19 protein-coding genes are annotated in these 23,968 nt (G+C 60.9%); 12 read left to right on the top strand and 7 right to left on the bottom strand.

What is annotated here, in order from left to right; genetic code table 11:
- Window positions 1-11: 11 nt before the first annotated feature.
- Window positions 12-4,064, top strand: a complete 4,053-nt coding sequence (locus BV034_RS30595) for a DUF6797 domain-containing protein (protein WP_050030741.1) — start codon at window positions 12-14, stop codon at window positions 4,062-4,064.
- A gap of 524 nt (window positions 4,065-4,588) precedes the next feature.
- On the opposite strand, the gene BV034_RS30590 is transcribed toward BV034_RS30595, so the two are convergent.
- Entirely contained in the window at window positions 4,589-5,866 is a 1,278-nt protein-coding gene (locus BV034_RS30590; protein WP_050030740.1) for an MFS transporter, read from the bottom strand.
- 161 nt (window positions 5,867-6,027) lie between these two features.
- Between BV034_RS30590 and BV034_RS30585 the strand changes: the two genes are divergently transcribed.
- Together BV034_RS30585 and BV034_RS30580 are read left to right on the top strand one after the other, a co-directional pair.
- Window positions 6,028-7,053 (top strand): Gfo/Idh/MocA family oxidoreductase, encoded by a 1,026-nt coding sequence (locus BV034_RS30585; protein ID WP_050030739.1) that lies wholly within the window; start codon window positions 6,028-6,030, stop codon window positions 7,051-7,053.
- Window positions 7,054-7,143: 90 nt separating this feature from the next.
- Window positions 7,144-8,529 carry an amino acid permease gene (locus BV034_RS30580; RefSeq protein ID WP_050030738.1) on the top strand — a complete coding sequence of 462 codons (1,386 nt, stop codon included), beginning with the start codon at window positions 7,144-7,146 and terminating at the stop codon, window positions 8,527-8,529.
- A 577-nt stretch (window positions 8,530-9,106) separates the two neighbouring features.
- Here BV034_RS30580 and BV034_RS30575 read toward each other — a convergent pair.
- The 3 genes from BV034_RS30575 to BV034_RS30565 form a co-directional block, all read right to left on the bottom strand.
- The gene (locus tag BV034_RS30575) at window positions 9,107-10,426 is read right to left on the bottom strand and encodes a GTP-binding protein (protein WP_050030737.1); all 1,320 of its coding nucleotides are present in this window, start codon (window positions 10,424-10,426) and stop codon (window positions 9,107-9,109) included.
- 67 nt (window positions 10,427-10,493) lie between these two features.
- Window positions 10,494-11,438, bottom strand: a complete 945-nt coding sequence (gene cysD / locus BV034_RS30570; RefSeq protein ID WP_081888241.1) for a sulfate adenylyltransferase subunit CysD — start codon at window positions 11,436-11,438, stop codon at window positions 10,494-10,496.
- Between the two features lie 31 nt (window positions 11,439-11,469).
- Window positions 11,470-12,132 carry a phosphoadenosine phosphosulfate reductase family protein gene (locus tag BV034_RS30565; RefSeq protein WP_050030735.1) on the bottom strand — a complete coding sequence of 221 codons (663 nt, stop codon included), beginning with the start codon at window positions 12,130-12,132 and terminating at the stop codon, window positions 11,470-11,472.
- Window positions 12,133-12,306: 174 nt separating this feature from the next.
- Here BV034_RS30565 and clpS point away from each other — a divergent pair, with 174 nt between their 5' ends.
- The 6 genes from clpS to BV034_RS30535 all read left to right on the top strand — a co-directional run bounded on the left by clpS (window position 12,307) and on the right by BV034_RS30535 (window position 19,124).
- Window positions 12,307-12,603, top strand: coding sequence for an ATP-dependent Clp protease adapter ClpS (clpS, locus tag BV034_RS30560; RefSeq protein WP_050030734.1), 297 nt, complete (start codon window positions 12,307-12,309; stop codon window positions 12,601-12,603).
- A 15-nt stretch (window positions 12,604-12,618) separates the two neighbouring features.
- Window positions 12,619-13,161 (top strand): DUF2017 family protein, encoded by a 543-nt coding sequence (locus BV034_RS30555; protein ID WP_265593652.1) that lies wholly within the window; start codon window positions 12,619-12,621, stop codon window positions 13,159-13,161.
- Window positions 13,162-13,239: 78 nt separating this feature from the next.
- Complete coding sequence (locus BV034_RS30550; RefSeq protein WP_050030732.1) at window positions 13,240-13,971, top strand: polyphosphate polymerase domain-containing protein; 732 nt, start codon at window positions 13,240-13,242, stop codon at window positions 13,969-13,971.
- Window positions 13,968-14,684, top strand: coding sequence for a DUF4956 domain-containing protein (locus tag BV034_RS30545; RefSeq protein WP_050030731.1), 717 nt, complete (start codon window positions 13,968-13,970; stop codon window positions 14,682-14,684). Before BV034_RS30550 ends, BV034_RS30545 begins: the two co-directional genes overlap by 4 nt.
- Window positions 14,677-16,203: a CotH kinase family protein gene (locus BV034_RS30540; protein WP_050030730.1), complete on the top strand. Its 1,527-nt coding sequence runs from the start codon at window positions 14,677-14,679 to the stop codon at window positions 16,201-16,203. Before BV034_RS30545 ends, BV034_RS30540 begins: the two co-directional genes overlap by 8 nt.
- Before the next feature lie 44 nt (window positions 16,204-16,247).
- Window positions 16,248-19,124, top strand: coding sequence for a PVC-type heme-binding CxxCH protein (locus BV034_RS30535; RefSeq protein WP_081888238.1), 2,877 nt, complete (start codon window positions 16,248-16,250; stop codon window positions 19,122-19,124).
- A 12-nt stretch (window positions 19,125-19,136) separates the two neighbouring features.
- Here BV034_RS30535 and BV034_RS30530 read toward each other — a convergent pair whose 3' ends face one another.
- Window positions 19,137-19,892 (bottom strand): hypothetical protein, encoded by a 756-nt coding sequence (locus BV034_RS30530; RefSeq protein ID WP_050030728.1) that lies wholly within the window; start codon window positions 19,890-19,892, stop codon window positions 19,137-19,139.
- A gap of 374 nt (window positions 19,893-20,266) precedes the next feature.
- On the opposite strand from BV034_RS30530, the gene BV034_RS30525 reads away from it, so the two are divergent.
- Entirely contained in the window at window positions 20,267-20,689 is a 423-nt protein-coding gene (locus BV034_RS30525) for a hypothetical protein (protein ID WP_265593651.1), read from the top strand.
- Here BV034_RS30525 and folP read toward each other — a convergent pair.
- The gene (folP, locus tag BV034_RS30520; RefSeq protein ID WP_265593650.1) at window positions 20,673-21,569 is read right to left on the bottom strand and encodes a dihydropteroate synthase; all 897 of its coding nucleotides are present in this window, start codon (window positions 21,567-21,569) and stop codon (window positions 20,673-20,675) included. The two genes, BV034_RS30525 and folP, sit on opposite strands and share 17 nt — an antisense overlap.
- 18 nt (window positions 21,570-21,587) lie before the next feature.
- Complete coding sequence (locus tag BV034_RS30515; protein WP_050030725.1) at window positions 21,588-22,379, bottom strand: histidinol-phosphatase HisJ family protein; 792 nt, start codon at window positions 22,377-22,379, stop codon at window positions 21,588-21,590.
- Window positions 22,380-22,461: 82 nt separating this feature from the next.
- On the opposite strand from BV034_RS30515, the gene BV034_RS30510 reads away from it, so the two are divergent.
- Window positions 22,462-23,280 (top strand): hypothetical protein, encoded by an 819-nt coding sequence (locus tag BV034_RS30510; RefSeq protein ID WP_050030724.1) that lies wholly within the window; start codon window positions 22,462-22,464, stop codon window positions 23,278-23,280.
- A gap of 82 nt (window positions 23,281-23,362) precedes the next feature.
- Window positions 23,363-23,890, top strand: coding sequence for a type II secretion system protein (locus BV034_RS30505; RefSeq protein WP_050030723.1), 528 nt, complete (start codon window positions 23,363-23,365; stop codon window positions 23,888-23,890).
- Window positions 23,891-23,968 lie beyond the last annotated feature (78 nt).

Raw genomic sequence — 23,968 nt, 5'->3', positions numbered from 1 at the left:
CCCTTCCTGCCATGAGATGGTTTGTCCTCCCCGCCCTGCTCTGCCTTGCTGCCTCGCCAGTGAACGCTGCCCCGCCTGCGGCTCCCGCTCCCGCTGTGAAGCCGGCACCAGATCGCAACGCAGTCTTTGCGCCGCCCAATCTGGCGGCTTGGTGCATCGTTCCGTTCGATGCCAAAAAGCGTGGCTCTGAGGAGCGCGCCGCCATGCTGGTGAAGCTGGGGATCACGCGCTTCGTCTATGATTATCGGGCGGAACACGTGCCCACTTTTGAGGCGGAGATCGAAGCACTGGCCCGGCATCAGATCCGGCTCACGGGGTGGTGGTTTCCCACTTCCCTCACGCCGGAGGGAAAGCTCATCCTCGATCTGATCAAGCGGCATGGATTGAAGGAGTGCGACCTCTGGATCACCGGTGGTGGACCGACCCCCGCCAATGCTGCGGAGGAGGAGGCGCGGCTCACCCAGGAGGTGGCGCGCATCAAGCCACTGGCCGCAGCGGCAGCAGAGGCGGGCGTGAAGGTGGGGTTGTACAATCACGGAGGTTGGTTCGGCGAACCCGAGACGCAGCTCAAGATCATCGAGAAGCTCCAGCAGCAGGGCGTTTCCAATGTGGGCATGGTGTACAACCTGCACCACGGGCATAGCCAAGTGGATCGTCTGGCGCAGGTGCTGCCCCGGATGATCCCGCATCTGCTCTGCCTGAATCTCAACGGCATGGTGCCCGATGGCGAGGCCAAGGGGCAGAAGATCGTGCCCATTGCCCAGGGGGAGCTGGATCTGCAACTTCTGCGCGTGATCCGTGACAGCGGTTACCAAGGACCCATGGGCATCCTCAATCACACCAACGAGGACGCCGAAGCCCGCCTGCAGGACAACCTCGATGGCCTGCGCTGGCTGGTGAAACAACTCGACGGTGGTGACGCGGGACCCCGGCCTGTGCCGCGCTCATGGAAGGCTCCTGCTCCCGGCGGAGACAAGGGCACCTCAGCCTCCACGGCGGTTCAGACGCAGGGGCCGCAACTGGTGCCGTCCCGCAGTGAGGTGCTGGGAAAGGCACTCAAGGGCGGGCTGGTGCTGGCGGGGAAAGATGATTTCCATGAACTCCCCATCACGGTGGAGTGTCTGGCCCGGCTGGACAGCGCCAGGGGGTTCAACATCCTTGTGGCCTGTGAATCCAAATCCTCCCCTCTGCATTGGGAACTCTACTCCTATGCCGGCAGCGGCGTGCTCAGCCTCTACATGCCCGGTCGCGGTGGTGAGTACAAATCACAGGCCAACATCTGCGACGGCCAGTGGCACCGACTGAGCGCCATCATCGAATCCGACCGCGTGCGGCTGAAGGTGGACAACAAGCAGGTGCTGGATGCTCCGGTGGCACCCGCGACGCCCAAGGCCCATCCCACCCAGGGCATTGCCTTTGGCCGTCTGGTGGAGAAGGGGCTGTCCTGTGACGGGATCATTGATGAGGTGCGCATCGCCCGCGGTAACTCCAATCCCGTGGGCCGCGGAGAGCCGCTGCTGCCTACGGATGCGACCATCGGGCTCTGGAACTTCGACGACCTTGAGGCGCTGAAGAAGGAGGTGGCGGGTTCATCCCTCGAACCGGAGCCGTTCTCCTATGTGCGAGCCCCGCTGCACCCCGACCGCTGGCCCAACCGGCAGGACCCAGTCAACCGGGACCGGATCTACGACTACTACCCCAAGCAGGCGGTGGCATTCAAAGGCCGTCAGGCGGAGCGGCTGCTGCTGCCGCCGTATCCGGGGCTGGATGGTGGTACGCAGGGGCATTGGGGGAACCAGAGCGATGACACCTGGCGGGACGGTCGCTGGAAGGGTTCCGATCTGGGAAACCTCTTCAGCGGCGTGTTCAAGGGGGACGGCCTCGTGGTGCCCAAAGGGGTCAGCGTGCGCCTGGGGGGCGAAGGAGAACTCGCAGCCTGCTTTGACCCGGTGACGGCTTCGTTTCCCCTGGTGTGGAAAGGTGGTTTCATCAAACTCTCGGAAGTGCGGCATGGTTTCATGGAGGCGGCAAAACCCGGCGGAGCGACCGTGCAGAAGACGGCCCTGCCGCCCGCACCTGCTTCACTCAAGTATCACGGTTTCTACCGGCACGGGAGTCGCGTGTTGTTCACCTATGAACTGGATGGGGTGGAGATGCTGGACGCGATGGACCTGGAAAATGGCACGCCTCGGCGTCTGCGGGCCAGGGCGGAGGAGCATCCCTGGAAGGAGCTGCGCAATGGCGGCCCCGCCCAGTGGCCGCAGATGCTGGAGACGAAGGGGACGCTTGGGGAGGGCAAGCCCTATGCGCTCGACACGCTGACCCTTCCCTATGACAACCCGTACGGCGCTCTCTTCTTTGTGAGTGACCATGGCTTTCTGCCCGACGGCACGCTGGCCCTTTGCACCATGACGGGAGAGGTGTGGTTGGTTCGAGGAGTGAATGAATCCCTGGCCCGGCTTACGTGGAAGCGGTTCGCCACTGGCCTCCATCAGCCCCAGGGGCTGGTGGTGACGGATGGCAAGATCTGCGTGCTGGGGCGCGACCAGATCACCCGGCTTCACGACCTGAACCACGACGACGAGGCGGACTTCTACGAGTGCATCACGAACGCCATGGTCACCTCACCCTCCGGCCATGACTACCTCTGTGGTCTGCAGCGGGATGGAGAGGGCCGGTTCTATTTCTCCTCTGGGAATCAGGGGGTGTGTCGGGTGAAGCCGGGTGGTTCGGTGGAGGTGCTGGCCACGGGCTTTCGTAACCCCAATGGTCTGGGGCTCTCTGCCGAAGGGCGCATCACGACCTCGTGCCAGGAGGGGGACTGGACGCCAGCCTCGATGGTGTGCGAGGTGAAGGCTGGCGGGTTCTATGGTCTGGGCGGGCCGAGTCCGGGCAAGACCATTGAACCGCCGCTGCTCTATCTTCCGCGTGGGGTGGACAACTCAGCCGGCGGCCAGTGTTATGTGGAGAGTGATGCGTGGGGCGTGCCTCGCGGCACCTTGCTCACCTTTTCCTGTGGGGCCTGCACGGGTCTGGTGGTGCTGCGGGATGCAACCTCGGGGCAGCCTCAGGGGGCGGCATGGGAACTGCCGGCGGATTTCCTTTCTGGCGCGCAACGCGGCCGCTTTCACGCGCAGGACGGTCAGCTCTATGTCAGCGGCATGTATGGCTGGGGTTGTTATGGACCCAAGGACGGCTGCCTGCAGCGGGTGCGTTTTACGGGCGGGACGGAGCCTCTGCCGGTGGGCTGGGAGGTGAGGCAGAACGGAGTGATGATTTCCTTTAACCAACCGGTGGATGCCGCGGTCGCGCGGGAGGCCCGCCAGCACTTTGTCCAGGTCTGGAACTACATCACCTCCAGCGCCTATGGTTCCCAGGAGTGGTCGGTGAAACATCCGAAAACGGCCGGACACGATGCCCTGGAGGTGACCTCGGTGCAGGTGCTGGAGGGTGGGCGCAAGCTCTTCCTGGAAGTGCCGGAGGTGGGGCCAGCGAGTCAGATCCATCTGCACGTCACGACGGGTCCTGGGAAATCTACGGACCTGTATGGCACGGTGCATCAGCTCGGGCAGCCGTTCACGGATTTCCCCGGGGCGAGGGAGCTGGTGGTGAAGGCGCGGAGTGTGCCCGCAGGAAATATCGCCGTGACCACTGAGCCCACTGGAGTGAATCCTTGGGCGAAAGGTGAGAGTGGTCGTCCCGTCAAACTGGAGGCCGCCTTGGGGCTGCAGTTCGCGCAGAAGCAACTGGTGGCCAAAAGCGGAGAGCGGCTCTCGCTGGAGTTCAGCAATCCGGATGCCGTGCCGCACAATGTGTTGTTCATCAAACCCGGGGCCTTGCAGCGCGTGGGCGATCTGGCAAACAAGATGATTACCGATCCCGCCGGCCCCGCCCGGCACTATGTGCCGGAGTCACCGGAGGTCCTGGTGTACACCGACATGGTGCAGCCGGGCCAGAAGTTCACCATCCACTTCAATGCCCCGCAGGAGAAGGGGGAGTATCCTTATCTCTGCACCTTCCCGGGGCATTGGTTGGTGATGAACGGGGTGTTGAAGGTGGAGTAGGAGCCGGTGCGTCAGTGCGTCAGTGCGTCAGTGCGTCAGTGCGTCAGTGCGTCAGTGCGTCAGTGCGTCAGTGCGTCAGTGCGTCAGTGCGTCAGTGCGTCAGTGCGTCAGTGCGTCAGTGCGTCAGTGCGTCAGTATTGCGAGTTATGTCATGAACCCGGAGGGTTCGCCATGCGTAGCCATGGGTCGGCCGATCCCGCAAGGCGGGAGAGGACTACCCATAGTTTGTTGTAAGGCGAATTCTACCGCAAAGCGGTAGGCCCATGGCGGACAACAGTTTGCGTGGGTGAGATCGCGGGATGACGTGTGGGGTGGCGCAAGACGAGTGGCCTACCGCTCCGCGGTAGAGGGAGGGGGCGACTTCCAGGGGGTTCACTCGCTACGCTCGTTTCACCCATGGCTACTCATGGTGAACCCTCCGGGTTCGATGACGAGCATGCGTTGATCGTGGCTGACGACACTGCTTGTTGCGCCCGATTTTTTCCAAAATGTCTGCACTCTCCATTTGGGCCCGGAACACGGCCTCACACCGGTTGCTTCTCTGCATCCTGTGCCGCCGCCCGCTCCACATCCTGCGGCAGCCAGCGCATGCCGATGAACCAGAGCACTGCCGCCACGAGCATGGCGCCGGACACGAGCATGAAGCCCAAGTTCATGTTGGACCGGTCGGCCACGGCTCCGATGAGCGCTGGGGAGATGGCATCGCCCAGGGCATGGATGGTGAGAATGTTCAGGGCAAAGGCGCTGGAACGCACCGCTGCCGGGGCCACGTTGGCCAGGGCGGTGTTGGCAGGGCCGATGTTGAAGAACAGGAAGAACACCGCGCCAAACACAAACACCCAGGCGTAAGGGAAAGGGACAAACAGCATCGCCAGCGTGCAGGGGAAGGCCAGGGCCATGCCCCCGCCGGAGACGAGGAAATAAGAGGCGGCGAAGCGGCTGCGCAAACGATCCGCCAGCCAGCCGCCAAAGAGAGTGGCGCCCAGTCCTGAAACAGCGGTGATGGCCCCCACCATCGTGGAGACCTGCCCCAGCGTTCCATATTGTCGGTACTCGGTGATGTAGGCAGGCAGCCAGAAAGAAAGGCCCCCGATGGCAAAGGTCATGGCCGTCTGCGCGGCCACGTTGATGACATAGGAAGGGATGCGAAGCAGGCGCTTGTAGTCGGCAAACCCCGGGGCGTGGTGAGCCTGTCCTGTGGCGGCGGCCTGGCTGCGCCGTGTGTCCTTCAAGAAGAAGCAGACCATGGCGAGGAAGATGCCCGGTACCCCTGCCAGCCAGAAACCCCAGCGCCAGTTCAGGTAACTGTTGGCCAGCCCGCCCAGAGCATAGCCCAGAGCGCTCCCCACGGGGATGGCCATGAAGAACCAGGACATGACGATGCCGCGTCGATGGACAGGATACATCTCCGCGATCAACGCTGGGGCCGCAGGACCGTAGGCGGCCTCACCGACGCCGATCATGGCCCGTGTGAGCAGGAGCATGGTGAATCCTGTCGCGATCCCGGACCCGATGCTCGCGGCACTCCACAGCAAGAGGCCCAGCCCGATCAACAGCCAGCGGGAGGTTCGGTCGGCCAGCCAGCCAAAGAGCGGGGCCATCAGCATGTAGGAGATCATGAAGGCTGTCTGCCAGAGGCCCGACTTGGTCTTGGCCATGGCATCTCCGGCCAGAAACGTCGCGCGCAGCTCGGGCTCCACCGCCACCAACACGTAGCGGTCGATGTAGCTGAAGAGATTGATGACGATGAGCAGAGCCAGAATCCTGCCGGGGGTCCACCAGCTCTGGGTAGGGAGGGTCATGGGCGCTCTTTAGCATCAACTTCCACCCCTGCACAGAGAAAGAGGTGAATCCCCTTGTGAGGGGATTGTCACAATCCTACCAAAATTGGGCACCGGACACTCAGAGTTCGAGGGGGTGGTTTTGCAAGACGGTGCCACGGCTGCTGCGTTGGTTTCAGGGTATGCAACGCCGTTTGTTTTTCCTGTTAGCCGCCACCACCAGTGTCTGTCTGCCTGCGATCTCGCATGCCGATGAGCCCAAGCCCCTGCGGGTGGGGATCATCGGTCTGGACACTTCTCACGCCACGTCCTTCACGCAGGCCCTGAACAAGGGGGCCAAGAATCCTGAAGATGCCGCTAAGCTGGCTGGCGCGAAAATGGTGGCGGCCTATCCCAAAGGCAGCCCGGACATTGAGAGCAGCACCAAGCGCGTGCCGGAGTACACAGAGAAGGTGAAGGGCCTGGGCGGCGAGATTGTGGGCTCCATTGAGGAGTTGTTGGGCAAAACCGATGCAATTCTGCTCGAAACGAATGATGGCCGTCCGCACTTGGAACAGATCCGCCCCGTGCTGAAGGCCAAGCAGCCGGTGTTTATCGACAAGCCCATGGCCGCCTCTTTGGCAGATGTCCTGCGTATTTTTGATGAAGCCAAGAAGGCCGGTGTACCTATTTTCTCCTCTTCCTCCCTTCGCTTTGGCAAAGGCACGCTCGCGGTGCGGGGCGGGTCCATTGGCAAGGTCCTGGAAGCAGAAACGGTCAGCCCGGTGAGCCTGGAGCCAACCCATCCTGACCTCTTCTGGTATGGCATTCATGGGGTGGAATCCCTCTTCACCGTCATGGGCACAGGGTGTGTCTCCGTGAAACGCGGCACCACGGCGGATGGCCGGATTGAAGTCATCGGCACCTGGGAAGGCGGGCGCAAGGGCACCTTCCGCCAGAGCACGGACAAATCCAAAGCGTATGGCGGTACGGCCAAGGGCGAGAAGGGGGAGGCGGCGATTGGCACCTACGATGGATATGACCCGCTGCTGGTGGCGGCCATCGAAATGTTCCGCACGGGCAAGCCTCCGGTGAGCATGGAGGAAACGGTCGAGATCTACGCCTTCATGGAGGCTGCCGATGAGAGCAAGCGCCGCGGCGGAGCGGAGGTCACCTTGAAGGAAGTGCTCGACAAGGCCAAGGCTGAAGTCGCGGCGAAACCTCAGTAATCGCATCGGCAGGTCGGAGAGCGCGTGCCGAAAATGGCGGCATTTGATCGTGGACGTTGGCCGTTCGTTTGCTCAGAATGAACGGCCCCCATGAACCTGCCCGACTCTCACATCCCTCCCCAACAGCCGGCGCTTCAGAAGACGCTGGGTCCCTGGCAGATCCTGTTTTATGGCCTGGGCTCGATGCTTGGAGCGGGCATCTACGCGCTGGTGGGGAGGGCGGCTGACAGTCTGGGCAATGCCATCTGGCTCGCCTTTCTGGCGGCGATGGTGGCGGCGTTGTTAACCGGGCTCTCCTATGCTTGTGCAGGTAGCCGTTATCCCAAGGCCGGTGGAGCGGCCTATGTCACCCATCGTTCGTTCAAGTACTCCTGGCTGAGCTACGTGGTGGGCATTGCGGTGATGATGAGCGGGCTCACCAGCATGGCCACGGGGTCGCAAGCTATTGCGGAGAATCTGGAGAAGGCCCTGGGCATGCAGCTCCCCATTAAGCTGGTGGCGATTGTGCTGGTCGCCATGGTTGGGGGAATTATCTACCGCGGCATTCGCGAGAGCATGTGGGCCAACATCGTGTGCACGGTCATCGAGGCGACCGGTTTGATCTTCATCATCGCGGTGGGCATAAAATTCTGGGGCAGCGTGAACTACTTGGAGACACCGGGCGACACGGTGGAGGGCGGACTGGGCTCGGGTATCACTCTGGCTCTGGTGCTGCAAGGGGCCGTATTGATGTTCTTCTCCTTCATCGGGTTTGAGGACATTCTCAATGTGTCTGAGGAAGTGAAGAATCCGCGCCGTGACATTCCCTTTGGCCTCATTGGCGCAATGATCCTGGCCACCGTGATCTACATGGCAGTGGCCATCACGGCGGTGTCGGTGGTGCCGTGGAAAGAGCTGGCTGCCAGCAAAACTCCTTTGATGGAAGTGGCCCATAGGGCGGCGCCTTGGTTCAAGGGTATCGACAAGATTTATGTAGGCATCTCCATCTTCGCGATCGGCAATACCGCGCTGCTCAACTACATCATGGGCTCACGTTTGCTCTATGGGATGAGCCGCCAGGGCTTGCTGCCCCAGGTGCTCGGCAGTGTGCACCCGCGTCGTCACACGCCCCACATCGCCATTGCGGTGTTGTTTGTGATCGTGACCGGCCTGATCTTGAGCGGGGGCGTGAAAGCGCTCGCCGAGTCCACCGTGCTGTTGTTGCTCACTGTCTTCACGGTGGTGAATATCGGTCTTGTGATCCTGAAGCGCCGGAAGGACGAGCCCAAAGGAGGGTTCGAAGTGCCGGTGGTTGTGCCTGTGCTGGGTGCCTTGGTCTGCGCTTCGCTGGTGGTGGTGCGAGTGATGAGCGCGATCCAGAGCAGCGATTCCGCCAATCGTACGGCCCCGTTGATTGCGGCCGCCGTGCTAGTGGTGGCGCTGGGGCTTTATTTCATCATCAAGCCCAAGCATGACATGGGTGAGGTGGAGATGTGAGAGAGGGCATCGAAACTCGTCCAAAATAAGAGACGGCCCCTATTAGACGCCATGGGAAGCTGTTTGTAAGTTCAAACTTTAGATGCTCAGTTTACTCCAGACAACCTGAGGCAAACTAAAGTTTGAACTACAAGCAGTGCTCTGCTGGAGGAAATTTTGGGGATGCGAGTTCGCTGTCTGCCATACGCTTGGAGGATCGAAGCGAGGGCGGTGTTGCAGAAGCTTCAGTTAGTGCCTCCTCACGCTAACAACTTCAGAGTGCTGAGTGGCTGGAGATCCAACACCAGAGGGTGGCCGCGAATGAACATGCGCAACCTTCTGCTCAGTCGGAGCTTTTCCTCGAAGAGGATTCGGCAACAAGCCCAACGTTGACGAGCTTCCAGCGAGTCTACGTTGGGTGAAACAGCGAGAGTCACCACTCCGAAGGAGTTGCGGCGGTCTCACGCTGCCCAGAGCGAATGAGCCCCCCCTCCGACATCGTCCTGCCTCCAAAACAAAACACCCGGGGAACTCTCGTTCACCGGGTGTTGAAGCAGAAGTAGAAGCAGAAACAATCAGAGTCGCTCCTCGAACTGGCCTAGATGGCAAATTCGTCGGTGCTCTTTGTCGTATCGTCGCCCACCGCACGGAGGATCATGCCTGCGGCCACCGTGTTGTTGGTCTGCTCATCCACAAGAATGAAGCTGCCCGTGGTGCGGTTCGTGGCGTAGGAATCAAAGAACAACGGGGTGGCGCAACGCAGGCGGATGCAGCCGATATCGTTCAAGCCAAACTCGGTCGGACCGGGAACGCGCTCCATGGTACTGATGTTCACCTTGTAGAGCAGGTCCGGAACGGACGCCCGCACCGTGCGGGTGGTGTGGCGCAGGTAGAATTTGCTGCGAGGTTTGAGCGGTTTCTCCGTGAACCAGCAGATCATCGCATCGATGTGCTGGCTGTGCTGGGGTGGTTCGTCCGCCTTGGCAATGAGGTCGCCGCGGCTGATGTCGATCTCATGGGCCAGCGTGATGGAATAGCTCAGCATCGGGATCGCCTCTTCCTTCGCCCCTTCGAGGGTGTGGATGCCGGTGATCTGCGTGCTCATGCCTGCGGGATAGGCGGTGATTTCATCGCCCACCTTGAAAGTTCCGCTGGCCATACGGCCGGCGAAGCCGCGGAAGTCATGATATTCGTCCGACTGTGGGCGGATGACCCACTGCACGGGGAATCGGGCGCTGCCTTCCGACTCGCCCACGTGCACCTGCACGCTCTCCAGATGCTCCAGCAGCGGTTTGCCGGTGAACCAGGGCATGTTGGTGGACTTGTCCACCACGTTGTCCCCGTTGAGGGCGCTCATGGGGATGACGGTCACATTGACCTTGTTTTCCAGGCCGGCGCGGAACTGTTCAAAGTCAGCCAGGATCTCGTTGTAACGCTCCTCGCTGAAGTCCACGAGGTCCATCTTGTTGATGGCCAGGACGATCTGTTCAATGCGCAGGAGGGAGGCCAGGAAGGTGTGGCGGCGGGTCTGCTCGACCACTCCATGACGGGCATCCACCAGGATGATGGCCAGATCTGCCGTCGAGGCACCAGTCACCATGTTGCGGGTGTACTGGATGTGGCCGGGGGTGTCTGCGATGATGAACTTGCGCTTGGGCGTCGCGAAGTAACGGTAGGCCACATCGATGGTGATGCCCTGCTCGCGCTCGGCCCGCAGACCGTCGGTGAGCAGTGCCAGATTCACGTGTTCATCGCCGCGGCGCTTGGACGATTCTTCGACCGCCAGAAGCTGGTCTTCGAAGATGGACTTGGAATCGTAGAGCAGGCGGCCGATCAACGTGCTTTTGCCGTCATCCACGCTGCCGGCGGTGGTGAAGCGGAGGAGGCTGGATTCGGTGGGATTGATGAGAAGATCCATACAAACTATTTTTTCCTAGAAGCGGAGGGAAAGGAGGGGGGCGGAACGGGGCCGGGTGAATCTCAACTCAGAAGTAACCTTCCTTCTTGCGGTCCTCCATGGCCGTCTCAGAGCGGCGGTCGTCTGCGCGGGTCCCGCGCTCCGTCTGCCGCGCGGCAGCCACCTCGGCCACCACATCGTCAATGCTGCTGGCATCGGAAAGAACGGCACCTGTGCAGGTGGCGTCGCCAACCGTGCGGAAGCGCACCGTCATTTCCTTGATCCGGGGCTTTTCCTCATCCAGGAGCTGGACGAAGCCAGTCTCGGCATCCAGAAGCTGGCCGTGGCGCTCGATGACCCGGCGCTGGTGGGAGAAGTAGAGATTGGGCAGGGGGATGTTTTCCTGGCGGATGTACTGCCAGACGTCCATCTCCGTCCAGTTGCTCAGCGGGAACACGCGGAAGTGTTCGCCGTAGTTCTTGCGGCCGTTGAAGATGTTCCAGAGCTCAGGGCGCTGGTTCTTGGGGTCCCACTGGCCAAATTCATCGCGATGGGAGAAGAAGCGCTCCTTGGCGCGGGCCTTCTCTTCATCACGGCGTCCACCGCCAAGGCAGGCGTCATATTCATGCGCTTCGATCGTGTCGAGCAGCGTCACCGTCTGCAGCTTGTTGCGGCTGGCGTTGTGGCCCTTTTCCTCGACGGCGCGTCCTTCATCAATGCTCTTCTGCACGGAGCCCACCACGAGAGTGGCTTTGATCTCATTCACGAACCAGTCGCGGTATTCAATCGCCTCGGGGAAATTGTGCCCCGTGTCGATATGGACCAGCGGGAAGGGGAGATGCGCAGGGTGGAACGCCTTGCGGGCGAGCCAGGCCATGACGATCGAATCTTTGCCGCCGGAGAACAGCATGGCGGGCTTGCCAAACTGGGCCGCCGTCTCGCGCAAAATGTAGATCGCCTCGCTTTCGAGGTACTGGAGGTGCGTGATGGAGGATGACATGGAAGAAGTCTGAGACTGGAGGCGGGATGACATGGGCGGGCGGGCTGGCAGGTCAGGCTGGGAGTTAGCCCTTGGCGACATCAGTCACGAGCTTCGCGTGCAGGCCGCACTCGTGTTTTTCGTCACCTTTGGCAGGATCGTAGTAGGTGCGCTCGTTGGGCAATTCGAACTCAGCGAGGTAGGCCTCCATTTCCACCGGGGTCCATTCGAGGATGGGGTTCACCTTCAGCGTCTGAAACTTCTCATCCCACATCACGGGCTTGAGGGTGGCGGCGCGCTGCGGGTTTTGCTCCTTGCGCAAGGCGGTGATCCACACGGAGGGGGCGAGTTCTCTCATCCCGCGCTCGAACGGCTCGAGCTTCATGATGCGGCTGAAACTCTCTACGCGCTCCACCTCATCCGGCATCGGAATGCTTCCCCCATTCAGCGCCAGCCAGTGGGCGGCGGTCATGAGTGGCAGGTAAGGGCGAAGATTCAGGGAGAGCTGCGTGCGGCTCTTTTCCGCGAAACGGTAGGTCTCGGGCAAATTGGTGCCGTGATCGACCCAGAGCACGGGGATATCTGCTTGGGCTTGGGTCGCGAGGTGCAGGATGACCGCCTCATAGGGACGAAAATTCGTCGTCACAATGGCCTTTCCCGCTGCTTGCTCGATAGCCCAGCGGGTGAGTTCCAAGGGGGAGAAGCCCTTTACAGTGTCATTGAGAGCGGCAACCTGGTCAAAAGTCATGGGGTGGCGAAATTAATTCCCATTTCCCGATATGACAAGTAGGAAATAGAAACTTCCTCGGCGGTTTAGGGCAACTTTCTCCGTCTTTTGGCCTTGGATATGCAGTGGTACACAAGGCGTGAAATGCCGTCCCCTCGATTTGCTCCAGCATCGTATTTTGTATAAGATCAGACTATGCCCTCCATCGCCACCCCCGATAAACAGACCTTGGTCGAGACCGACCCGAGCGTGGCTCTGGATTCACCCTGGCATGTGATCATTCACAACGACCCGGTGAATTTGATGAGCTACGTTGCCCACGTGATTCGAAAGATCTTTGGTTACACGGACAAGGAGGCGCAGCGTCTCATGCTCCAGGTGCATCAGGAGGGGCGCAGCCAGGTATGGACGGGGCGCAGGGAGAAAGCGGAGCACTACGTCCGGGAACTACATGGGCACCAGTTGCTCGCCACCTTGGAGAAGTCAGACTAGAGGAGTGTTGTGCCCATGCGATTGAGCGTTCAAAAGACCACGGGAACGTGGCAGTTGGGGGACATGGAGGACATCCATGTCACATTGCTGCGTCAGGCAGCAGAGGATGCGAGCATGACCGATTGTCCCGAGGGGCGGGCCCGGATGGTGCCCAGCCCTGTGGCGGCCAAGGATGAGCTGCGGGAGGGCGAGTTCCTGGAGGATTGGTCCGAGTTCGTCACCGAAGATCTGGAGAACCAGTTTGCGGAGGATGTCGGCACTTTGCTCGCGGATCTCGATGGGTTGGAGACCTTTACCCTGGAGGAAGAGCCCGATGAGGAGCGTTATCGTGTTTCCATCCCGCTTGACCATGCGATGGCCTGGTTCAGCGCACTCAATCAGGCCCGGTTGATGCTCGACCAGCGGTTCGTCCTGCACCCTGCGGGGCAGGAGTTCGAACCTCACCCTGATCCAGATACCGTCAAGGGTCTCGACTTCTCTGAGCGCTTTACTGCTTACATGCGTTATGAGTTTTATGCTGTTGTCCAGGAGTGGCTGGTAAAAGAGGTTCTGGAATGACCATCGAAGTCGGGGGCTGAACAAATCTTCATTTGAGGAGCGGGAAAGTGGCCCTTAGCGCAGGCGTTCCCCCAAAGAATGAAGTTTCCCACCCCGCGTTTCCTTTCCCCACTTCCGCCAGCCGGGGAGCAGGAGATCAAGTTTCTCATACCCCGACAGCAGTCCCCCGCGTTCCGTTCCTGGTTGCAGTCACAGTTTGTGGCCCATCCGACGCATGGGCTATGCACGGTGTGCTCCATCTATTTTGACACGCCGGATCAGGCCTCATTCCGTGAGAAGGAGGCCAGCGACTACTTCAAGTCCAAGTATCGCATCCGTTGGTACGCCTCCCCATCAGGAGAGATCCTGCCGGTGCCTGCCCATCTGGAGGTCAAGCTCAAGGAGGGAGTCGCGCGGACGAAGCACCGCGTGGCGTTGCCCATCCCGGCGTCGACCCTGGCCAGCTGGTCTCTGGATGATCCGCGACTAGCTGACCTGTACCGATCGAACCTTCCTGCAAATCTACAGCTTCCCGCCGGGGGACTGAGGCCGGTCGTGGAGATTCGCTATCTGAGGCAGCGGTGGCAGCATGCGGTCTTCCCCGAGACCTTCTGCCTGGACTCTGACATCCGCGCCGTGCGCACCCGCAGTGGGGTGATGCCGCCCGCGCATGGTGGGGTATTGCCCTTTGATGTCTTTGAGCAAAAGGGGCGCAGCATCCACCCGCTGCCTGCGCTGCGAGCCCTTCCGCGTTTTGGGGCCCGGCGTGCGGCGGTGTCCAAGTACTTTCTGACGGTGCGCAATCTTCAACCCCACGGTGAGCAGGCATGACCATTGAGGAACTTAAGCGCGCCGCTGGCGTGGTGATGTTTGGCGGAGACGTGCGGGAGGTGGCGGATCTGGGTTTGGCCACGCTTTCCCTGAGCCTGGCCGCGTCTCTGGCATCATCGATTCTGCTGTCCTGGGCTTACAGTGCGTTCTTTGGCTCCCGGGCCACCGGCAGCAATGTGCACCGGGCCTTCCCGCTGATCAGCCTCGCGGTCACCGCCATTTTCATCTGTGTGCAGTTCTCACTTCCCTTGTCGTTGGGATTGCTGGGATCACTGTCCGTCGTCCGTTTCCGCACCCCCATCAAGGAGCCAGAGGAGATTGGCTTCATCATGCTGGTGATTGCCTCGGCCCTGTGTTGCGCCTCGTTTAACGTGGCCTTCCTCATCGCCATCCTCGTAGCCGCTGGCGTCGCCATGGCGATTTTGCGCTGGAGCCCGGCTTTTCTAAGTCGTCGCTCCGGTTCAGGCACCCTCGTCATCCGCTGCAGTGTGGATCAATACCGCAATGCCTTGCCGGCACTGGTGCCGATCATCGAGGCCCACCTGAGGCGCCCTTCCTTCGACAGCCTCTCCACGGCAGACAGCGAGTGCGTGCTCACCTGGTCCTTCCAAAAGGTCTCGCTGGTAAAGTCGGCCGAGCTGGAGCGGAAGCTGCAGGAACAACTCCCGGATGCCAAGTTGGGGCTCTACTACCACGGCCACGCCAATGCTTGAGAACCCCTCTGAGCCGGTGCCTCAACCCGTTGCCTTCCCACGCAGTCGCAGACGCTCCCTGCTGGTGGTGCCGTGCGCCATGCTGCTGGTCGGAATGGCCGTCCTTGTGGAGTTCTTCCCGCTGGAAGGTCTGGAAGCTTATCAGGACCGGTCGGCACCTGAGCTCGTGCTGGGGCGCGATGCGGTGACCAGCCGCAACGCTGCGCTCATCCGCATGGGCTTGTTGCAGATGAGCCACAAGTACTGCGAACCAGAGGATCTGGCAGCCTTTTCAAAAGAGGCGGTGGCCCTCTTCAAACAGCCGTGCCCGGCCCCGGCGGCCGCCTTGCTGGAGCAGGGGAGTCCACCCTCCACGGCCCTGCTCGCGTCCCGTGTGGCGGCGTTGCCAGCGGATACGGTCGTCATCTCCCTCGTTTGCCGCAGCAGTGAACTCTTCGATCCCGATCACGGCATCGTCACGCATCCACTGGAGCACAACCGGGAGGCGGAGCGTCCTGCATGGTTTTCTGCCTGGCAAAAATCGCGGTTGCTCATTGAGTCTCCCATTGGGCTCCGGATTCACGGTGGCCATAGCCGCACGCTTCCCGCGAAGAGCTTCGGCTTGCGCTTCCGCGAAGAATATGGGGGGTATGAGACGGGGCCCGCAGGATTGTTTTTTGGCGAGGATGCACCGCCGCTCCGGGAACTGGTGTTGAGCAATGCCGATCATCCCAGCCGGTTCAATGCCGCGCTCGCCACGGAAATCGCCGCCCTCGCAGGGTGCAAAGTGTCCCGGTGCGTTCCCGCCATCGTTTTCCTCAATGGGACCGAGATTCGCTCTCCCTTCTTCCTCTATGAGCATCAGTCCCCGGACTTCGTCGAGGGGCGGTTCGGTATGGCAGATGTGGAGTGGGTCCGTCTGAAGTCTCGTGAACCCGTCGAAAACGAAGCCTACATCGAGTGGCGTCGTTGGGTCCGTCGTCCTCGCAACCCGATCCTCATGGAGGAAGAGGCGGCCAAGTTCAATCTGCAGGATCTGAATGCCTGGGTGCTGGCCATGAGCTTCACCGCCACGGGTGACAACAATCAGGGGGCTTATTTCCGCGACCGGCGGAATCCCCAGGCGGTCTGGCAATCGCTGGTCTGGGACATGGACTGGGCTTTTGATGAAGGCGTGCATCAAACTGCCCAGGGGCCTTTGCGCCCCTCCACGGATTCTTTCGAGGTTCTTCTGGGAGATCGCGCTCGTCTTTTCAACCGGCTCTTCGACAACAACGCCGAGTATCGGCAGACCTACCAGCAGTTCGTCCGTGAGCGACTGAGCACGGAGTTAAGCCGGGAGACCGTCTTGAAACTGATGGATCGCTACGAGAGTCTGGCCAGCCGCCATCCTTCCTCCAGCCCCAAGCTCATGGCAGTGATGAAGACCACCCGCGCCTTTCTGGAGCGGCGCCATGCGGAATACGAAGTCCTGCTCGAGGATCGGGTGCGCGAGGCGCTCTCTGCCGCCAGAGAACCGCGCCCATTGGCGGAAAGGTGATTCGGCTGACAAAAGGCACGCTTTTATGACGTAGTTCTCCGGCCATGAGTCGGAAATCTATCGTTTTGGCAGCACTATTGTATCACTTTGGGTCACAACCGGGATCGGCCGCGCCTCCGCGGTACACCTTGCCGGAAGGCCTGGAGCTGGTTGCCGCCGTCGCGCCGCCGTTGGTGCGTCACCCGATCATGGGCTGTGTGGATCCGCAGGGGGCGCTCTACCTGGGAGATGCGGCGGGCCTCAACCTGAACAAAGTGGAATTGGAAACCCAGCTACCCAATCGGGTCCTCAAGCTGGTGGATGACAATGCGGACGGAGTCTATGACCGTGCGACTGTCTTTGCGGACAAGATGACCTTTCCCCAGGGGGCCTGCTGGCATCAGGGTGCTCTCTACGTTGCCTCTCCTCCCGGCATCTGGCGGTTGCGGGACGCCGATGGCGATGGGGTGGCGGAGGATCGGACGATGATCGTGGGCGGCTTCGACTACACAGGCAACGCGGCCGACATCCATGGCCCGTTTCTTCATCCCAATGGCAGGCTTTACTGGTGCCATGGCCGCAAGGGGCACCGCGTGGTGCAGGGTGCTGACGGAGCGCTCGTCCATGAAGGCCTGGCTTCGGGGATCTGGTCGTGCCAGCCGGACGGCTCCGATGTGCGGTGGCACTCACTCGGATGCGCGGACAATCCCACTGAAATCGATTTCACTCCCGAAGGCGACATCATCGGGACCTGCAATCTCTATCACTCCCAGCCTCGCGGTGACACCCTCATGCACTGGCTGGAGGGCGGAGTGTACGAGCGGGCGGACATGATGAAGGCCATCACCGGCCTGCCCAGAACGCTGGAACACATGCCGGTGATCCACAACTTCGGTCATGTGGCCGTCTCAGGCTGCACGTTTGACCGGACCGGTGCGTTGTTTCCTTCATCACCTGGGAGGCACACCCTGTTCGTCACCCACTTCAACACGCAGCGGGTGGTGAGGATGGAACTGGAGCCTTTTGGGTCGACCTACAAAGCGGTCGAACGTGAGTTTCTGAAGATCCACGACCCCGAGGCGCACCTGACGGATGTGATTGAAGACCGCGATGGTTCGTTGCTGGTGCTCGACACGGGAGGGTGGTTTCGCATTGGTTGTCCGAGCAGTCTCATGGCCAAACCGGATGTGACAGGGGCGGTTTACCGCATCCGGAAGAGCGGGTCTGGGGCTCAATCGACCCGCCTGGTTCAGGAAGCTCCCCCGCCATCTCCTGGCACTCCCTGGATATGGCAGAAGGAAGAGGAGGTTCGCGCTGCGTTGACGTCCGGCGTTCCGTCCCGGCAAAGGATGGCTTGCGATGCCCTGGCGCGCCGGGCTGACCTCAAAACCCTGCTTGAACCACTGAAAAAGCTTCTCGCATCCGAGGTGGATCCTGCATTGGAGCACGCGGGCATCCGGGCTCTGGCTGCCTTGACGTCGGCGCAGGACCTTCTCAGTAGCGGAGGATCTCCAGCGAACGACCGCCTGCGGAGTCGGGAGGTTCGAGCGGCCAACTTTTCCCGGATCGACGGCAGCGGACCTGCGGCGGACCGCGCCGCGTACAGCGTGCGGCTGGTCAGCCTCGCCAGTGGTCTCGGCAATGATCAGCCCTTGACGAAGGAGGCGGCCCTGTTTGGCCTCGATTTGATCCCCGAGGCGGTCGATGCCAATGTCGCGACGTTTCAAGAATGGTTGCAGGGCAGTCAGCTTGCGCCGGGCCAATCGGCCGTGGTAGAGAGGGTCTTGAAGAACCGGCTGGGCAATCCGGCGGCGGCGCAGGTTCTGGCCCGCATGCTGGCCCATGCGGACGCGGGCACCCGGCGTCTGGCGTTGCAGATCGCCGCCCAGTCGACTGCCGTCCCTTCGGTGGAAGGCATCATCGCTCCGCTTTTGGCGGACCTGACCCGTCTGGCCGAGCCGGGGGCAGCCGGGAAGGATACCTTGCCCGTGCTGCTTGGCGTCGTGCAGCGATTGAAGTCTCCCCAGTTCGATCCTGTCCTGGAACGCATCGCGGCCGAGGATGCTCAGCCATCGTCGCTGCGTTTGAAAGCCCTGGCGGCACTTTCGTCTTCGGGTGGGGCGGTGCGCAGCGCCTCCTTTGACCTCCTCTCCAAGGCGGCAGCGGACCCGGTCAATATCGCAGCCCGCATCGAGGCTGTGCGGATGCTTGCGGCGGCCCGGCTGACGGACACCCAACTGGCTGCGGTACTGGCTGAGTTGCCCCTGTGTGGACCGTTGGAGCTGGCCGAATGGCTCAAGGGATTGCGGAAATACGGCAAGCCAGAGCAGGGGCGGCTGATCGCTCGGGCCCTGGCGGCGTCCCCAGCATTGGGTAGCATCGAGGAAAGCACTGTCCGGACGCTCTGCAGTGACTGGCCGGCGGACGTCTTTGCCGGGTTGCGTCCGTCATTGGAGAAGGCGCATGACGCCATCGAACTCAAGAAGCGGCGGCTGGAAGCGCTGGCCACGCTCGTCAAAGAGAAGGGCCGTCCTCAGGAAGGGGGCAAACTGTTTGAAACTGGACGGGGCACTTGCGTGGCCTGCCATCAGGTGGCGGGCTTGGGGCGGGCCATTGGACCTGACCTCAGTCACATCGGAGCCATCCGCCGGGAACGCGATCTGTTGGAGAGCATCCTGTTTCCCAGTGCCACCCTGGCTCGTGACTATGAAACCCATGCGATTGAGACGTCAGATGGACAGAGCCACATGGGGCTGATCCGCAGTCACACCGCGGAGGGGCTTTTGCTGGTGGATCTGGCCGGGCAGGAGAAGAGCCTCGCGCATGACCGCATCTCTGCGCAAACCGCCCTCACGACGAGTCTCATGCCCATGGGGTTGGACATGACGATGAGTGAACAGGAGCTCTGTGACCTGGTGGCCTGGCTGTGTTCCCGAAAGTGATGCCAAGCAGGGCTACTTCTCGAAGCAGCGCCAGAGGTAGCTCAGTTCATCATCCAGTTCGGCCTCACTCACCATTGGCTTGATGACTTCCTCAAGCATCTGGCGGAATTTTCTGCCAAAGCGGGAGACGCGCTGGCGCATGGTCACCTCGGTGATGCCCAGGCGGCCGGCGGCCACTTCGTAGCTTTCACCTTCGCCTCTTTTTCTGAGGAGGAAGTCCTGGAGGGTCTCGAATTCCTCGCCCCGGCCTTCTGCCACGAACTTGGCGCGCAGTCGGTCCAGCGCTTCGCGGAAGGTGGCCAGCGTCCAGGCGCGGTCGAATTCCTTGTCCGGAGTGTTGTCATCCCGTGGTTCCACCGCCGTGCGGTTGGTCTCACTGGGGAACTCCGCCGGCACGTGGATGGCGTGGCCGCCCCGCTTCTGGGCGTGTTGTTTGCGGCGGTGATTGGCCACAAAATTGTCCAGATAGCTCAGCAGAAAGGAACGGAAACGACCTTTTTCAGGATCGGCGCGCTTCAGATAGTCCCCGTGGATCAGCCAGGTGATGAAGGTTTGGGCCAGATCCTCGGAGTCATGATGCTCGTACCCGTGCTTGAACCGGAGCGCGATGTAAATCGGGTGGCGGTAAATCCGGCAAAGTTCCTCCAGCGCATTGGCCGAGTCGCGGTCCATCCCGCCTCCTTTGGCGCGGTTGACCACATCCCACTTGGTCACAAACGTGGAGTCATGCGAAGTGGAGAATCGGGCAGTGGAGAACTTGTCGTTCATAGTGGCTCACGGTGTTGCGAGTCGAACTGGGCCGCAGTAGCAGGGATGATAGGAGCTTACCAAAGCACAAAGTGCACCGGAAGCGAGCACTACCCTGTATGGAATTCTACGGACGGCGGGGAAAATGTTTTACTTTTCCTGTCACAATCACCCGGATTTGCAAATGCATGCTCTTGAAGGCCCCACACGGTTCGCCCCCCTTCGAGCCCGGGGTCTTCACAAAACCCCACCGGCGCGCCCCTTTGCAGGGGTGCGCCGGACACCCCGTTTAGACCGATATCATGAATCCTGCCGTTCCCCCCTTGCGGTCAGAAGAAATTGAGCGGTTGCCTGAACTGCGATTCGCTCCTAAATCGTTGTCATCCGCCAAAGTCATGCCCTTTCCTCGTTTCGTGCTCTCCCTCGTTGGGGCGTCCCTCATTCTCTGGGGTGCCAAAGGCGAGGTGTTGAACATGCCGATGATCGGGGTGGTGAGCCTCTTTGAGATGAACCGGGCCGCGGCGTGGACCTTGGTATCTGCCGCAGTGATCGTGATGGCACTGGCCTGGCTGAGATCGGCCAAATTTGCCTGGATCGCCTGGGTCATCGCCGTCGGTGCGTTGAGCTTTCTGATCAAAGATCTGTGGAGCAAAGTGGATCTTCTTGCCGCTGGCTTTGAGGAGTTGAAGGCGGCCGGTCTCCCGGCGATGGACCTCAACTCCATCATCGCGAAAACCCAAATCAAACCCGGGGCTGTTTCCCTGGCCGTGGGCCTGGTGATCCAGATGGTGGGCTTGCTTCTTACCCGACGGAAGTAGCGATTGGCCCCGGCTGAGTGGTCTGCCAGAGGACTTTCACCGCTTGAGCTGCTGCTTCTACATGGTGCACACGAAAGATCTGCGCTCCACGGCGTAGGCCAGCGGCGATGCAGGCGACCGTGCCAGCATCCCGGTCCTGCGGGTTCGGCAGCTCCAAGACCTGGCCGATCACGGTCTTCCGGGAGACTGGCAACAGGAGGGGGCGGCCAAAGCGGTGCAACCGATCCAGTTCCCGGTAGATCGCCAGGTTGTCATCGCGTTGTTTGGCAAAATCGATACCAGGATCGAGGAGCACCCGTTCTTCAGAAAGGCCGGCAGTCTTGGCCAACGAGAGCTTTTCTTCAAAAAAGCGGTCCAGCGTTTCCATCACGTCCGGATAACTGACGTGGGTGTGGGGAATTTTGGGTTCGCCCACGCTGTGCATGATGAGCAGAGCGGCGTCGTGCTGGGCGCACAGTTCGGCATTGCGTGCGTCTGGCAGTCCCGAGATGTCATTGATCAAATCTCCGCCCAGGGGAAGCACCCGCTCGATCACCCCGCTGCGCCAGGTGTTGATCGACAAGATCGGCGGCCAGAGCTGGTCGGAATCCCAGGGTGGGTTGGCAAATCCCGCTATCAGGGCAGGCCAGGCTTGTAGAAAGGGGAGGAGCCGGGTGACTTCCTCGTCCTCGGTGATGGCGGCACGATTAGTGCGGGCGCTCTCTGCGCCGATATCGATGATGTCGGCTCCTGCTTCCAGAAACTGCCTCGCCTGGGCCAGGGCGACCCCGGCATCGAGTGATCCGTCACCTGAAAACGAGTCGTCGTTGATGTTCACGATGCCCATGACCAGCGGGCGTCGCGGGAAGCGGACTTGAAGGCCACGGGCTTTGAGTAACATGGGCGTCGCGGACTGGGTTCAGAGGGGGATGGGGGTGGCGGTCCGGCCCACAAACTTGAGCGTGTGGGTGTAGCCCACCTCCCGGGCCAGAGCCACGGCCTTGTCGAAATCTGCACCAACCTCCCCCGGTGCATGCGCGTCGGAGTTGATGAGCAGCGGCACCCCTGCGGAGAACGCCATCTCCAGAAACTCCCGGCTGGGGTACATCTCGCGGACATCCTTCCGCAGCCCTGCCGTGTTGATTTCGATGGCTGTGCCGGTATCCGCCAGAGCCTGGATCGTGGGGGCATAGTAAGGCCGCAGATCCCCCGACGGGCGGTGACCAAATTTCTTGGGGAGGTCTGGGTGTCCCATGAAATCAAAAAGCCGGGAGCGAATCGCTTTTTCGAACAACTTCCAGTAGGTGGCCCAGATCTCGCCCACGCCGTGTTCCGCAAAGCGCGAGAGGTGCTTGGGGTTGTCCACGTCCCAGCCGGGGGCGATGTAGTGCACGCTGCCAATCAGGTAGTCGAATGGAGCCTTGGTGGCGAGTTCCTCCACCCAGGCCTCTCCTCCTTCCAGATAGTCCACCTCCAGTCCCAGTCGAATAGGCAGGGAGGGGTACTGAGCCCTTGCTTCATCCACCATCTCCAAATAGCGGGGGAACTCCTCCCATTCCATCCGCCAGTCGTCGAAGTGCGACTTCATCGGGCTGTGGTCGGACATGCCGATCTCTGGCAGTCCAAGTGCCACAGCGGCAGCGGCATACTCACGAGGATGGCCTTCCGCATGTTTGCAAAGAGGGGTGTGCAAATGGTAGTCCGGGGGCATGGGGTAATGCAGTCGAAGCGAAACGAATGAATTTCAAAAAAAATCTTGAAGGGATGCGTACGAGTCCGCTAGTTTCAGGCCCATGACTAAGAAAAAGCTATTTTCAGTTCTTGCTGGTCTTGCGCTCCTGTCGGGCTCACAGGCTTTTGCCTGGGTGGGCGGTCCTTTCGACAACGGCGACTACAGCGCCACGTTGGATAACGAAGGCGTTTTTCAGGCCTCCCTGCGCTACAAAAACGGTTCCGGCTACGCTCAGTGGGCGAACAACGTGGACCTTGGTCCCTCCGTGGCCTCAGGTGCAACGGGCGGCGGTGGCAGCACGACCACTTCCAACTCGACGGTGGGCAGCTACCTGAACCGTAGCGTCCTTTACTACAAGGGCATCGCATTCTTCGGCACCGCTTCCGGCATGGTGGACATGGACCGTCGCGAAGTGACCTGCGTCACCAACTCCCAGTCCGAAGTGACTCTGAGCGACCAGGCTTCCACGAACACCCAGGGCAGCTTCTTCCTGTTCGGTTCCAGCAACACCGTCAACTCCTCCACCAGCGTGGTGAACAACGGTGGCCGCGGTTTCGTCGCCAACACCAACTTCGTTGCCAAAATCACGAAGACCTATCCTGAGCTTCGTTTCGCTGGCACCGGCAAGATCACCTTGATCTCCCCGGACGCACAGCCGATCATCTCGGGTCTTGCCCAGCAGATCGCTGAAGGTCTGACGGACATTCAGATTGAGGACGGAGGCCAGGCGCCAGATCTGGGTGCCATCTTTGACTTCCTGAGCGATCCGGAATTCCTTGCCGCGATCACGCCGAAGGACATCAATGAAGTGCAGAAAAACGCCGAGACGCAGAAATTGACCGTATACGGCAACCGTCGCTTCTTCTTGGGTTCCCGCTAATTTGGTCAGCCTGTTTCCAGCTTGATCTGAAGTCCCTTTGTGCCGCGCGATTCGTCGCGCGGCATTTTCCTTTTAGTGAGAGATGAGAAAACGCCCCGCCCCCCACGGATACACCCTCATTGAGATGTTGATCGTCATCGCCATTGTGGCGTTGCTGGCGACCATCTCGTTCCCTGTGTTCGGCCAATTTCGGAACATGGCAGGCTACGCCGCCTGCATTTCCAACATGAGAATCATGCATGTGGGGTTCAACACCTACATGCAGGACCATGAAATGGTCTGGCCCCAGCTTCCTGAGGAAGGCTATGATGATGAAGAGAGGGAGTGGAAATGGTGGTACGAGAAACTGAAGGACTATGGCGTGGCCAAGACCAACTGGGTCTGCCCATCGGATGACACCCATCGTGGTGAGGCCAATGACGACAGCGGAGAGGAAATCTACACAAGCTCCTATGTGCCTACGACGTTTGATGACTCCCCAAGCACGGCTTTCCGCTGGAATCAGCCTTGGGTCCTGGAACGTGGCGGATTTCACAAAAAGAGGCAAGGGCCGAACATGTTGATGCCTGACGGCACCATTCAACAGGGCCCCTCGATGATGGCACCCTAGCGGCAGCAGTTCGTTTCCAAGGGCGTGCCTTCATTTTGACGGTGCCCGCTGAAGGGAGGATCTGGCCAGACGGCGAGC

It is taken from the genome of Verrucomicrobium sp. BvORR034 (assembly GCF_000739635.1).
In the GTDB taxonomy this organism is placed as follows: Bacteria; Verrucomicrobiota; Verrucomicrobiia; order Verrucomicrobiales; family Verrucomicrobiaceae; genus Verrucomicrobium.
The sequence above is the reverse complement of the archived record's forward strand: the minus strand, read 5'-3'. Positions and strand labels throughout refer to the sequence as shown.

Coding starts and splice junctions, on each gene's coding strand:
- BV034_RS30585 (WP_050030739.1), top strand. CDS start 6,028: ATGCAACGCCGTTTGTTTTTCCTGTTAGCCGCCACCACCAGTGTCTGT.
- BV034_RS30540 (WP_050030730.1), top strand. CDS start 14,677: ATGCTTGAGAACCCCTCTGAGCCGGTGCCTCAACCCGTTGCCTTCCCA.
- BV034_RS30550 (WP_050030732.1), top strand. CDS start 13,240: ATGAAGTTTCCCACCCCGCGTTTCCTTTCCCCACTTCCGCCAGCCGGG.
- BV034_RS30530 (WP_050030728.1), bottom strand. CDS start 19,892: ATGAACGACAAGTTCTCCACTGCCCGATTCTCCACTTCGCATGACTCC.
- BV034_RS30510 (WP_050030724.1), top strand. CDS start 22,462: ATGACTAAGAAAAAGCTATTTTCAGTTCTTGCTGGTCTTGCGCTCCTG.
- BV034_RS30505 (WP_050030723.1), top strand. CDS start 23,363: ATGAGAAAACGCCCCGCCCCCCACGGATACACCCTCATTGAGATGTTG.
- BV034_RS30575 (WP_050030737.1), bottom strand. CDS start 10,426: ATGGATCTTCTCATCAATCCCACCGAATCCAGCCTCCTCCGCTTCACC.
- BV034_RS30545 (WP_050030731.1), top strand. CDS start 13,968: ATGACCATTGAGGAACTTAAGCGCGCCGCTGGCGTGGTGATGTTTGGC.
- folP (WP_265593650.1), bottom strand. CDS start 21,569: ATGTTACTCAAAGCCCGTGGCCTTCAAGTCCGCTTCCCGCGACGCCCG.
- BV034_RS30580 (WP_050030738.1), top strand. CDS start 7,144: ATGAACCTGCCCGACTCTCACATCCCTCCCCAACAGCCGGCGCTTCAG.
- clpS (WP_050030734.1), top strand. CDS start 12,307: ATGCCCTCCATCGCCACCCCCGATAAACAGACCTTGGTCGAGACCGAC.
- BV034_RS30590 (WP_050030740.1), bottom strand. CDS start 5,866: ATGACCCTCCCTACCCAGAGCTGGTGGACCCCCGGCAGGATTCTGGCT.
- BV034_RS30515 (WP_050030725.1), bottom strand. CDS start 22,379: ATGCCCCCGGACTACCATTTGCACACCCCTCTTTGCAAACATGCGGAA.
- BV034_RS30535 (WP_081888238.1), top strand. CDS start 16,248: ATGAGTCGGAAATCTATCGTTTTGGCAGCACTATTGTATCACTTTGGG.
- BV034_RS30595 (WP_050030741.1), top strand. CDS start 12: ATGAGATGGTTTGTCCTCCCCGCCCTGCTCTGCCTTGCTGCCTCGCCA.
- BV034_RS30525 (WP_265593651.1), top strand. CDS start 20,267: ATGCCCTTTCCTCGTTTCGTGCTCTCCCTCGTTGGGGCGTCCCTCATT.
- BV034_RS30555 (WP_265593652.1), top strand. CDS start 12,619: ATGCGATTGAGCGTTCAAAAGACCACGGGAACGTGGCAGTTGGGGGAC.
- BV034_RS30565 (WP_050030735.1), bottom strand. CDS start 12,132: ATGACTTTTGACCAGGTTGCCGCTCTCAATGACACTGTAAAGGGCTTC.
- cysD (WP_081888241.1), bottom strand. CDS start 11,438: ATGTCATCCCGCCTCCAGTCTCAGACTTCTTCCATGTCATCCTCCATC.